Source organism: Alcaligenes sp. RM2, assembly GCF_052931795.1.
The window spans coordinates 835,661-846,681 of record NZ_JBRFIO010000001.1 but is presented as its reverse complement, the minus strand read 5'-3'; the positions used below and the strand labels follow the sequence as shown (position 1 = coordinate 846,681).

Here is an 11,021-nt window from a genome sequence, read left to right as displayed (position 1 = left end):
CTTACTCGCTAGACTTGGCTTCGTTTGGCTCAGCAGCGGCGGCCGGTTCCTGTGCGGGAGCCGCATCAGGAGCAGGTGCAGCGGCTGACTTGTTGCCCTTCCAAGGCATCGTCTGGACAGGGGCACCGGGACGAATCTTCTGGAAGCCTTCGACAATGATCTGGTCGCCAGCTTGCAGGCCTTTGTTGACCACATACTGACCATCGCTCTCAGGTCCCAACACGACAGGTACGGACTGGGCTTTTTCTTCACGAACTACATAAATGTTGGAAGCACCATCCGAGGTGTACTGAACAGCTTGGGCGGGCACCAGCAAGGCATCCGGAATAACGCCTTGTTCCAGACGTACGCGTACGTACATGCCGGGCAAGAGGATTTCGTCAGGATTAGGGAACACGGCACGCAAGGTTACTTGCGAGGTGGATGGATCCACGCTGACACCGCTAAACAGCAAAGCGCCATCCTGATCGTACAGGGAGCCATCTTCCAGAACGGCCTTGGCCTTGGCCTGGCCTTCACCAGCCGACTTCAAGGTGCCATCGGCCATGGCGCGACGCAGCTGCGTCAGTTCAGCAGTGGAACGCGTCACGTCAATATAGACACGGTCCAGTTGCTGCACGGTGGCCATATGGGTGGCGTTGGCGGCAGAAACCAGAGCACCTTCGGTAACCAGGGACTTGCCGATACGGCCCGACACGGGCGACACAATCTTGGTGTAGCCCAGATCAATATTGGCGCTGTCCAGGGTCGCCTGTGCAGCGGCAATGGCGGCATCGGCCTGCATGGCGCGGGCCTTGGCGTTGTCGTAATCCTGGCGGGAAACTGCATTTTCCTTGATCAGACGCTCGTAACGCTGGGCCAACTGCTTGGCACTTTGTGCGTCAGCCTGGGCGTTTTTCAGCTGAGCTGCAGCCTGGTTACGAACTGCACGGTACGGAGCCGGGTCAATGGTAAACAAGAGCTGGTCTTGTTTGACATCAGCGCCCTGCTCAAAGTTGATCTCTTCCACAATCCCGGAAACACGGGCGCGGATTTGTGCATCTTTAATTGCTTCGACTCGTCCAGGCAGCTCGGAGAACAACTCGGTAGAGGTCGGTTGGACGGTAATCACACTGACTGGGACCTTCATCCCGCCGGCCGGAGCTTGAGGCTCTTTGTTGCCGCAAGCGGCGAGCAGAACCAAGGAAGAGAAGGCAGCAATACGAAAAGTCTGCCGACCCAACAAGCTTTGAAATGACATGAAGAACTCCTGAGCTAAGCGTTGCATGGGAGTTTAACGCTTAAACTGACTGGATTGTATGGTTTGGACAAGCAGCAAGTATATGTCGAAAAAGCGCAAATCAAACAGGAAAATTTGCGATGAGACTCATTTCGATCTTGCCATTATCTGGCGACTACGATTAGCCAGCTACCCCCTTGCACCCGCTCCGCTGTCTGCCTATGCCAAAAGAACACGTATTATCATATACCTACGGTTTCTTGAATATAAAAAAACCGCGTTTAACCCTCAGAGTTCACGCGGTTTTCCAAATCCGGGATAGTGCTTCCTAACCTAGCAATAAACTATCGTCGGCTAAAGTCTCGCCCCGAACCCGCTCGAACATCTCCAGCAAATCTCGCACATCCAGGCCTTGACGCTGTTCACCACTGACATCCAGAACCACCTTGCCCTGGTGCAACATGACCGTGCGATCACCCACATCCAGAGCCTGACGCATACTGTGCGTGACCATCATGGTGGTCAGGCCACCTTCACGCACAATCCGATTGGTCAGTTGCAAAACAAAGTCAGCCGTACGCGGGTCCAGTGCCGCCGTATGTTCGTCCAGCAGCAAGATCTTGGAAGGACGCAAGGCCGCCATCAACAGGCTGACGGCCTGACGCTGGCCACCGGACAACAATCCGATGCGGTCTGTCAGACGGTTTTCCAGACCCAGACCCAAGGTTTCCAGACGCTCTGCAAATTCAGCGCGCATGGAGTGACGCACGGCACGGCTCAGACCACGGCGGCTGCCACGGCAGGTGGCCAGCGCCATATTTTCTTCAATGGTCAGATCTTCACAGGTACCGGCCATTGGATCCTGAAACACACGTGCTACCCAATTGGCTCGCTCCCAGACCGGGCGGCGAGTCACGTCTACCTTGTCGATCATGATTTGGCCATCATCAACAGACTGGTCGCCCGAGATCGCATTCAGAAAAGTAGACTTGCCCGCACCGTTGGAACCGATCACGGTCACGAACTGCCCTTCCGGAATGGTCAGGGACAAACCGCGCAAGGCACGGGTTTCAATGGGCGTACCTGGATTAAATGTCAGGGACAGATCTTTTGCTTCTAACATTACTGGGCCCCCTTCTGTTTACGAGCACGCTTTTTCTTGAGCAATGGAATCACCAGCGCCACGGTAACCAGCAAAGCGGTGACCAGGTTCAAGTCCTGCGCTTTCAGGCCGATCACATCGGCATTCAGAGCCAAAGCAATAAAGAAACGGTACAGAATCGCGCCCAGCACCACGGCCAAGGTGGCGTAGAACAGTTTGCGTGCGGGCAAGATGCTTTCACCCACAATCACGGCAGCCAGACCAATCACGATGGTCCCGATACCCATGGAGATATCCGCCCCACCCTGCGATTGTGCAAACAAGGCACCGGCCAGGGCGACCAGGGCATTGGAAATAGCCATGCCCAGCAAAAGCATATTGCCAGTTGCCACACCTTGAGCACGGGCCATACGCGCATTGGCGCCGGTAGCGCGCATGGCCAGGCCAGTTTGCGTACCGAAGAACCAATCCAGCGCCAGTTTGGCAATGATTACCAAACCAATCAGCATCAAGGGACGAGCAATATAGTCAGCGATGGACTCGGGCTGCAGAATCGTGAAGACCGTCGGCTCCATGATCAGGGGCACATTGGGACGGCCCATGATGCGCAGGTTGATGGAATACAAGGCGATCATCATCAGGATACTGGCCAGCAGATCCATGATTTTCAGGCGTACGTTCAACCAGCCAGTAATCGTGCCGGCAATGGCACCAGCAAAAGTGGCCACTACAGTCGCCAGGAAAGGATCATTGCCCTGACTGATCAGGATGGCGGCAACCGCCCCACCCAAAGGAAAACTACCATCGACCGTCAGGTCAGGAAATCGCAGGATGCGAAAAGAAATCAGAACACCCAGAGCAACCAGTCCGAAAATCAGACCAATCTCCAGGGCCCCCCACATTGAATAAATAGACATATTGTTGGACGTCTAGGATACAAAAGAAACAGGCGGGCAGCTTGTGGCAACCCACCTGCAAGAAGCAGTCAAATCAGGCTTATTCGACGATTTTTGTTGCGGACTTCACGAAGTCCTCGTTAAGCGAAACGCCTTGGCGCTTGGCAGCGCCCGGATTGACATACAGTTCCAGATTGCTGCTGGTTTCAGAAGCCATATCACCGGGTTTTTCACCCTTCAGAATACGGATGACCTGTTGACCGGTCTGCAGACCCAGGTTGTAGTAGTTCACGCCCAGAGCTGCGATAGCACCACGGGCCACACTGTCGGTGTCCGAAGCGATCAAAGGCACTTTGGCGTCCACGCCTACTTTTACCAGGGACTCGTAGGCCGACACCACGTTATTGTCGGTATTGGTGTAGATCACATCGACCTTGCCCACCAGGCTACGAGCAGCCGCCCCCACGTCCACGGTACGAGGCGCGGTGGCTTCCACCAGCGTCATGCCGTGCTTGGGCAGCAATTCTTTCATTTCTTTAACGACCACGGCGGAGTTGGCTTCGCCAGGGTTGTAAACCATACCCACGCGCTTGGCATCAGGCACGACTTTCTTGATCAGATCAACCTGGGCTTCCAGTGCCAGCGCATCGGACACGCCTGTCACGTTGGTGCCCGACGGTGCCATGCTGGGCACCAGGTGTGCCACCACAGGATCGGTCACGGCCGAATACACCACAGGGATAGTCTTGGTTGCCGACACCACGGCCTGCGCCGAAGGAGTGGAAATGGCCACAATCACGTCAGCCTTGTCACCGACGAATTTACGAGCGATCTGAGCGGCAATCGCCGGATTGCCCTGGGCGGTCTGAAACTGCCATTTGAAGCCGGAGGCTTCGTTATAACCAGCATCGGTCAGCGCTTTGTGTACTCCATCCTTAATGGCGTCCAGAGCCGGATGTTCCACAATCGACGATACCGATACAGATTGCGCATGAACTGCAGCGCCCGACATCAATCCTACACAAGCCAAAGCGGCCGCCACCTGATGCACCGATCTGATCAGTTTCATCCAATACTCCTTAGATGCAAAAAAACGAAAATTTTAGGTGTTTAGTCTAACGCGAACGACAGGACTTTGACCCTTCAGGTAATCCCTGCCCCGCTCCCCTACTGGTCCTGCATCTGGCGACGGAACGAGAGCAGTTCCCTGGCCCAACGTGTAGCCGGCAAACCATAATCGGCCTGCACTTGTTCGGCCCGACTCAGCAGCTCTCCGGCCGTCATCTCCAGCGTGCTGCCTTTAAAGGCCAGAACCACCTGATTGCCCTCGTCCATTTCAGGCAAGAGCAATACTTTGCCATTAAAGGCTTCACGAATGTTGTCAATATTATGTTTGAAGCTGGGATGGGCACCAAAAAGATTCACCGTCATGATGCCTTCATCATCCAGAACCGCGCGGCAATCCTGATAGAACTCCAGACTGTCACGTACCGGACCTTCGGCATGCGCGTCGTACAAGTCCACCATCAAGGCGCGATACTGACTGTGCTGATCGCTATCCTGTACCCAGACACCGGCGTCAGCCTGATCAATCAGAGACCGTGGACTGCGCGGTAGCCGGAAGAAAGCATTGCACATGCCAATCACCGACGGATTCCACTCCACCGTCTGTACCTGACTGCTGGTCTGCTTCAGGCAGAAACGCAGCAGGGAACCCGCCCCCAGCCCCAGAATAGCCAGTTTGTGCTCGGGTTTGGGGTCTTCCATAAATAGCAGCCAGGCCATCATTTGTTGTGTGTAGGCCAAGACCAATTCAGCGGGCTTGCGAATACGCATGGCGCCTTGAATCCACTCCGTTCCAAAGTGCAGATAACGGATCCCTTCGCTTTCCGACAACGTAGGACTATCGTCCCCCTGCTCACCAGCCATGAAACTCTTCCTTGCAAAGCAGTCAGGCGGCCCGGCTCACACGGGAGCAACGTGGCACCCCACATAATCCTGAACCTGGATATGGCCTGACGACAGAGAAAACAGCGCCGGAAGGCGGCATTGCGCCACTTCCGGCGTTTTTTAGCAAGGCGCCATCATAACAGCGATCACTTGATGGGGAACGGCTCACTGACGTTCGATAATCATGGCTACTCCCTCGCTACCGCCATGACACATGGTGACCAGAGCATACCGCCCCTGGATGCGCTGCAACTCATGCAAGGCCTTGACTACCAGTGCCGCTCCTGTCGCCCCCAAAGGATGCCCCATGCTAATGCTGCCGCCATTTGGATTGACTCGCTCCGGATCAAAATCCAATTCTTTGGCAACGGCGCACACCTGTGCTGCAAACGCCTCATTGGACTCGATCACATCAATATCGGCTACCGTCAGTCCCGCCCGCTTGAGCGCCAAGCGAGTCGATGGCACCGGCCCCATTCCCGCAAATTGAGGATCCACGCCCGCATGCGCCCATGAGCGCAGCTTGCCCAAAGGCTTCAAGCCTTGACGGCGTGCCTGCCCCTCTTCCATCATCAGCACCACCGCCGCCGCATCCGCCAGACCCAAGATATTACCGGCCGTCACCGTCCCCCCGTCGCTCTGGAAAATAGGCTTCAAGGCGGCAAGCTGCTCCAGACTGCCATCATGCCGAACATGCTCATCCTGCTCGAAGATGCTCCCATCGTGGGCCGCCAGCGGGACGATCTGCTCCTTGAAGTACCCATTTTCAATGGCACGAGCCGCTCTACGGTGCGACTCCAGGGCCAACTGATCTTGCTCACAGCGGGACACACCGTATTTTCTGGCGACATTCTCCCCCGTCACCCCCACATGCTCCCGAGTCAGAGGACTGATGAAAATCTCCGACAAGACATCTACCAAGGCCACACTGCCCATGCGACTCCCCCAGCGCTGGCTTGGCGCCAGATAGGGCATTCGACTGGTACTTTCAACACCGCCGGCCAAGGCCACCCTAGCCTCACCCAATACAATCGCTTGCGCTGCCGAAATAATGGCCTGCAAACCGGATGCACATAAACGGTTTACGCTCATCGCGACAGCCTCATGAGCCACTCCCGCTTTCATGGAGGCTGCCCGCGCCATATAGATATCCTGGGGCTCGGTCAGCACCACCTGCCCCATCACCACCTGGTCCACCTCCGAGGCAGCTACTCCACTCCTGCCCAGCGCCTCCTGCATGACTGCCGCCCCCATCTCAATGGGAGGCACATTCCGTAACGAGCCACCAAAGTTACCAAAAGCAGTTCGACAAGCTTGAACCAGGACGACTTCTTGCATATGAATCTCCTTTTATTCCGTTTTATTCCGATGAGAAAAAACAAGGGCTTCATGCTCAGCCACACAAGCCACGCGTTACTTTTAAAACAATTCAATGCAATTGGCTGGATACTTAGGGCCCATTACAAAAACAAACAATCAAGTCGGCGTTTTTATAAGATTTACTTGTATATGCCGAAAAAAAAGCCGGAAAGTGACTCGTAGCACTTCCGGCTTTCCTGCTCTTTAAACGAAGCCTAAAGAGAAATAATCAGCAAGGTTCAAGGGCGCTCGAAAATCGCCGCAATCCCCTGCCCACCACCAATACACATGGTGACCAGCGCGTAACGACCTTGGACACGCTGCAGTTCATGCAAGGCCTTGACTGTAATAGCGGCGCCGGTCGCGCCAATAGGGTGGCCCAGGCTGATACCACTACCATTGGGATTCACACGTGCCGGATCCAGACCCAGTTCACGCACAACTGCGCACGCTTGGGCGGCAAAAGCTTCGTTGGACTCGATCACATCCAGATCCGACACGCTCAAACCGGCGCGCTCCAGTGCCAGACGGCTAGCTGGCACTGGCCCAATACCCATAATGCTGGGATCCACCCCGGCATGCCCCCAGGACACCAGCTTGGCCAAAGGCTTCAGCCCACGCTGGCGAGCTTCTTCCGCGCACATCAGCAAGACAGCGGCTGCACCGTCATTCAGGCCCGAGGCATTACCTGCCGTAACACTGCCGCCGTCAGGCATGAACACAGGTTTCAGGCCGGTAAAGTTTTCCATCGTAGCGTCCAGACGTACGTGCTCGTCCTGATCAAACACGATCTCGCCCTTACGACTTTTCTGGATAATGGGCACGATCTGCTCTTTAAAATAACCTTGCTCGATCGCGCGACGGGCACGCTGGTGCGATTCCAATGCCAGCTCGTCCTGATCGGCTCGGGTCACGCCGTATTGGCGGGCCACATTTTCGGCCGTAATGCCCATATGAACGCGATCAAAAGGATCTGTCAGTGCGCCAGTCATCATGTCCATCATGACCGAGTCCCCCATGCGAGCGCCCCAGCGATGAGCACTGGACATATAAGGCGCACGGCTCATGCTTTCTGCTCCGCCTGCCAAAGCCACCTTGGCATCACCGACCAGAATACCCTGCGCGGCCGACACAATGGCTTGCAGACCAGAACCGCACAAACGGTTGACGTTCATGGCCGGTGTTCCGTGTCCCACGCCCGCCTGCACCGACGCCACACGCGACAAGTACATATCACGTGGTTCGGTCTGAATAACCTGCCCCATCACTACATGCTGAACGTCTGCCGCCGACACGCCACTGCGATCCAGTACTGCGCGCAATACCGTCGCGCCCATCTCGATAGGCGACACGTTCTTCAAAGCACCACCAAAGTCACCAATCGCGGTACGGCATGCCTGGACTACAACCACTTCTTTCATATGAATCTCCCTCAATCCCGGTGGGATATGATGACCAGCATAAAAAAGCCAAGCTGACAAAAACGTCCACTCGAATATACACGGCTGCCATGGAAAACCATAAAGCAGACACAAAGACCGTAATTCGCAGTATGGTTTGATACCTTACCCACAAGACACGTTCTTGATAACCCTTTTTATAGGATCCCCCCTCATGTACGAGCGTATCCTGGTATGTACCGACGGCTCAGAACTGTCCGCCCACGCTGTCACCCATGCCCTGAATCTGGCCAAGACCAGCGGCGCCAAATTGCTGGCCCTGCGCGTCATTCCGCGCTATCGCCAAAGCTACCTGGAGGGCGGCCCCATTATCGACCAGAAACTCGATAGCCGTATCGAAGCCTCCTGGGTAGAGCACGCCCAATCCGAGCTGGCCGCCGTCAAGCAAGCCGGTAAAGACATTGGTGTCTCGGTCAAGGGCCTGGTGGTGAAGTCCGAACTGGTGGCCGATGCCATTATTTCTACCGCTGAAAAACAGAAAGCTGACCTGATCGTCATGTCCTCGCATGGCCGCAAGGGCTACAAGCGCCTGCTCTTGGGCAGCGAAACCCAGCACGTTCTGACCTACTCGGAAATCCCCGTTCTGGTGATCCGCAAGAAAGCCAAGAAAAAATAAAACGCGGCCAGGCATCAAAACGCAAACTCCGGTTTGCGTTTTTTATTCTCAGGAGTCCCGCATGAACGTCAGCACACAGGAAAAACGACGCCGTTTTCGAGCCTTGCATGAAAGTGGCTTACTGATTTTGCCCAACCCCTGGGACATAGGTGGAGCCAAGCGTCTGGAACGACTGGGTGCACAGGCAATTGCCAGCAGCAGCGCTGCGTTTGCCTGGTCAAAGGGATTGGAAGACTTTGAGGTGGGCCGGGATGCCCTGCTGGCGCATTTGCGAGAGCTGGCGGCCAGCACGAATCTGCCACTGAACGCCGACTTTGAAAATGGCTTTGCCGATGAGCCCGAACAGGTCGCCGAAAACGTCCGCCTGGCCATTGAAACCGGCATTGCAGGCTTATCCATTGAAGATCGCCATGGCGACGAACTGTATGAACTTGAGTTGGCTGTGGCCCGCATACAGGCTGCCAAGCAAGCAATTATCGACAGTGGCGAGGACGTTCTGTTAATAGGACGCAGCGAAGGCCTGCTGATTGACGCGCTGGATCTGGGACAAACCATAACCCGGCTAAAAGCCTTTGCCCAGGCAGGCGCCGATGTGGTCTACGCCCCCGGATTACGCGATCTGGACGATATTGCCCAAGTGGTCCAGGCACTGGCACCTACGCCCGTCAATGTGCTGCTGATTCATCCGGGGCTGAACGTGCCCGATTTGGCCACCATCGGTGTACGCCGTGTCAGCACAGGGTCACAACTGGCTCTGGCCACCTGGAACCGCTTTGAAGAGGCCAGCCTGCAACTGCTGGAGCAAGGGCATCTGCCGGCCACCCAAGCCCATCGCCGCTGGTCCTGATACAAGACAGGCAGGCATAAAAAAAGCGCAAGCCGCAAGGCTTGCGCTTTTTAACCTTTCAGTCAGAACTTAGCTGTCCTGAGCCTGGTCGCTGGACGCGTCCACTTTGGCTTCCTGATCGGTTTCTACGACTGCTTTCTTGGGAGCCACCCAATTCAGGGGCTCAACCTCAAAGGCCTGTTTACGACGTACTGGTTTCGATTTGCTCACGAATAACTCCTGCTCAATATCGACAGGGGGCGCTGCCCTTAGCGCCCCGATTTCTTTATTATATCAATGATTAGACCACAAATCAATTTTGATTATGATAAGAGCACATTATGAATGCAAATTAGGCGACGTTAGAACAAAATAAAGGCAATTCAAAACAAGGCTTTTTCATAGACAATTCAAGCCAAAATAACTGCCCTGAATACGCGACTGCTCACATAGCCCCCCAGGCACCCTTGAAAACTCATTTTTCACCCATTTGAGTACAACAATAAAGAGACAATGGCATGCACGAATCCCGCCCCACCGATCATCTGGATCGCTCCTTGCGCTGTTTTTTACGCATTGCACAATTAGGCTCGGTCAGCAAAGCAGCTGATGATTTGGGACAAAGCCAATCCAGCCTGAGCAAACAATTAAGCTCGCTGGAACAAAGCCTGGGCCAAACCCTGTTTAACCGTACCGGGCGCGGAGTCAGCCTGAATGATGCGGGCGAGCTGCTGCGCCAAGCAATCGAACCGGCCTATAGCCGTATTGATAGCGCTATCCACGCCGTGCGCCAGGAGCACGGCGTCAATTCAGGCACCGTGAGGCTAGCCACCGTCCATACCCTGAGCTACTACTTCATGTCCGATGTCGCTGCCACTTTCATGAGTTCGCATCCCGGCGTGAATTTGTCCTTATTGGGACGCAGTTCGCCCGAAGTAGTGGCTTTAGTGGAAAGTGGTAAAGCCGATGTGGGGTTTGTGTACGACTCGGCGGTGGACTGTGGCGGCTTGATCTCGCACACCTTGTTTGACGACCAAATGTGCCGCATCTCCGCCAAGCAGGAGCCTTTTCCCAGTGCAGATTTAAGCCACCAGGCCTTGCGCCTGATCGGTTTTCCGCCCCATTACGCCCTGCGCCGCATGATTCACAGCAGCGGCCTGCACCCCGAATTTGTGGCGGAGGTCGAAACCATAGATGCCATGTTGCGACTGGTCGCTTCAGGATTGGGGGACTGTATCTTGCCGAGCCGCATTCCCGACAACCTGCTGAACGAGCACAATCTGCATAAATACCCGATTGAGCAACCTGCCCTGCAACGCCGGGTTGTGGCGATCTTGCGGGCAGACCGTGATCCCCAAGCACTGACTTCACGGCTGCTGGAATGTGCCTTGCGCACAGCACAAAGTCTGTAACAAGCCTCTGCAACACGAACCTGTCACAAAGATTCGTGGCAGATAGACAGCCCATAAAAAACGGGCCTGATGACAGACACTTCAAGTCTGGAAGTCTTCCAGAACCCTGAACATCCCTCATCAGGCCCGCTTGCTTCACTGCTCTACCCAAAGGCCGATGCCCTGCCCCGGCCCTGGATAG

General features: G+C 55.3%; 11 protein-coding genes. 3 read left to right on the top strand and 8 right to left on the bottom strand.

The genetic code is table 11. The features are described from left to right. Window position 1 precedes the first annotated feature (1 nt). From ACU6HM_RS03895 to ACU6HM_RS03865, 7 genes are all read right to left on the bottom strand, one after another. Window positions 2-1,240 (bottom strand): efflux RND transporter periplasmic adaptor subunit, encoded by a 1,239-nt coding sequence (locus ACU6HM_RS03895; protein ID WP_009457075.1) that lies wholly within the window; start codon window positions 1,238-1,240, stop codon window positions 2-4. A gap of 307 nt (window positions 1,241-1,547) precedes the next feature. After that, window positions 1,548-2,342: an ABC transporter ATP-binding protein gene (locus ACU6HM_RS03890; RefSeq protein WP_009457077.1), complete on the bottom strand. Its 795-nt coding sequence runs from the start codon at window positions 2,340-2,342 to the stop codon at window positions 1,548-1,550. After that, the gene (locus ACU6HM_RS03885) at window positions 2,342-3,238 is read right to left on the bottom strand and encodes an ABC transporter permease (protein ID WP_009457079.1); all 897 of its coding nucleotides are present in this window, start codon (window positions 3,236-3,238) and stop codon (window positions 2,342-2,344) included. The genes ACU6HM_RS03890 and ACU6HM_RS03885 overlap by 1 nt, the downstream gene beginning before the upstream one ends. Before the next feature lie 79 nt (window positions 3,239-3,317). After that, window positions 3,318-4,286 (bottom strand): ABC transporter substrate-binding protein, encoded by a 969-nt coding sequence (locus ACU6HM_RS03880; RefSeq protein WP_009457081.1) that lies wholly within the window; start codon window positions 4,284-4,286, stop codon window positions 3,318-3,320. A 98-nt stretch (window positions 4,287-4,384) separates the two neighbouring features. Continuing rightward, window positions 4,385-5,146, bottom strand: a complete 762-nt coding sequence (locus tag ACU6HM_RS03875) for a spermidine synthase (RefSeq protein WP_035271766.1) — start codon at window positions 5,144-5,146, stop codon at window positions 4,385-4,387. 186 nt (window positions 5,147-5,332) lie between these two features. Beyond that, a complete protein-coding gene (gene bktB / locus ACU6HM_RS03870; protein ID WP_009457084.1) occupies window positions 5,333-6,505 on the bottom strand; it encodes a beta-ketothiolase BktB in 1,173 nt (390 codons plus the stop codon). A gap of 260 nt (window positions 6,506-6,765) precedes the next feature. Then, window positions 6,766-7,947 (bottom strand): acetyl-CoA C-acyltransferase family protein, encoded by a 1,182-nt coding sequence (locus ACU6HM_RS03865; RefSeq protein ID WP_009457088.1) that lies wholly within the window; start codon window positions 7,945-7,947, stop codon window positions 6,766-6,768. A 193-nt stretch (window positions 7,948-8,140) separates the two neighbouring features. Between ACU6HM_RS03865 and ACU6HM_RS03860 the strand changes: the two genes are divergently transcribed. Then, window positions 8,141-8,602 (top strand): universal stress protein, encoded by a 462-nt coding sequence (locus tag ACU6HM_RS03860; protein WP_009457090.1) that lies wholly within the window; start codon window positions 8,141-8,143, stop codon window positions 8,600-8,602. A gap of 61 nt (window positions 8,603-8,663) precedes the next feature. Then, the gene (locus ACU6HM_RS03855; protein ID WP_446763355.1) at window positions 8,664-9,449 is read left to right on the top strand and encodes an isocitrate lyase/PEP mutase family protein; all 786 of its coding nucleotides are present in this window, start codon (window positions 8,664-8,666) and stop codon (window positions 9,447-9,449) included. Window positions 9,450-9,518: 69 nt separating this feature from the next. On the opposite strand, the gene ACU6HM_RS03850 is transcribed toward ACU6HM_RS03855, so the two are convergent. Next, on the bottom strand, window positions 9,519-9,659 hold the full coding sequence (locus tag ACU6HM_RS03850; protein WP_021446543.1) for a hypothetical protein: 141 nt from the start codon (window positions 9,657-9,659) through the stop codon (window positions 9,519-9,521). 287 nt (window positions 9,660-9,946) lie between these two features. On the opposite strand from ACU6HM_RS03850, the gene ACU6HM_RS03845 reads away from it, so the two are divergent. Beyond that, window positions 9,947-10,840, top strand: a complete 894-nt coding sequence (locus ACU6HM_RS03845) for a LysR family transcriptional regulator (protein ID WP_009457094.1) — start codon at window positions 9,947-9,949, stop codon at window positions 10,838-10,840. Window positions 10,841-11,021: the final 181 nt, after the last annotated feature.

Excerpts from the sequence above, each read along its gene's own strand:
- ACU6HM_RS03880 (WP_009457081.1), bottom strand. The coding sequence starts at position 4,286 with ATGAAACTGATCAGATCGGTGCATCAGGTGGCGGCCGCTTTGGCTTGT.
- ACU6HM_RS03875 (WP_035271766.1), bottom strand. The coding sequence starts at position 5,146 with ATGGCTGGTGAGCAGGGGGACGATAGTCCTACGTTGTCGGAAAGCGAA.
- ACU6HM_RS03895 (WP_009457075.1), bottom strand. The coding sequence starts at position 1,240 with ATGTCATTTCAAAGCTTGTTGGGTCGGCAGACTTTTCGTATTGCTGCC.
- bktB (WP_009457084.1), bottom strand. The coding sequence starts at position 6,505 with ATGCAAGAAGTCGTCCTGGTTCAAGCTTGTCGAACTGCTTTTGGTAAC.
- ACU6HM_RS03860 (WP_009457090.1), top strand. The coding sequence starts at position 8,141 with ATGTACGAGCGTATCCTGGTATGTACCGACGGCTCAGAACTGTCCGCC.
- ACU6HM_RS03845 (WP_009457094.1), top strand. The coding sequence starts at position 9,947 with ATGCACGAATCCCGCCCCACCGATCATCTGGATCGCTCCTTGCGCTGT.
- ACU6HM_RS03865 (WP_009457088.1), bottom strand. The coding sequence starts at position 7,947 with ATGAAAGAAGTGGTTGTAGTCCAGGCATGCCGTACCGCGATTGGTGAC.
- ACU6HM_RS03855 (WP_446763355.1), top strand. The coding sequence starts at position 8,664 with ATGAACGTCAGCACACAGGAAAAACGACGCCGTTTTCGAGCCTTGCAT.
- ACU6HM_RS03890 (WP_009457077.1), bottom strand. The coding sequence starts at position 2,342 with ATGTTAGAAGCAAAAGATCTGTCCCTGACATTTAATCCAGGTACGCCC.
- ACU6HM_RS03885 (WP_009457079.1), bottom strand. The coding sequence starts at position 3,238 with ATGTCTATTTATTCAATGTGGGGGGCCCTGGAGATTGGTCTGATTTTC.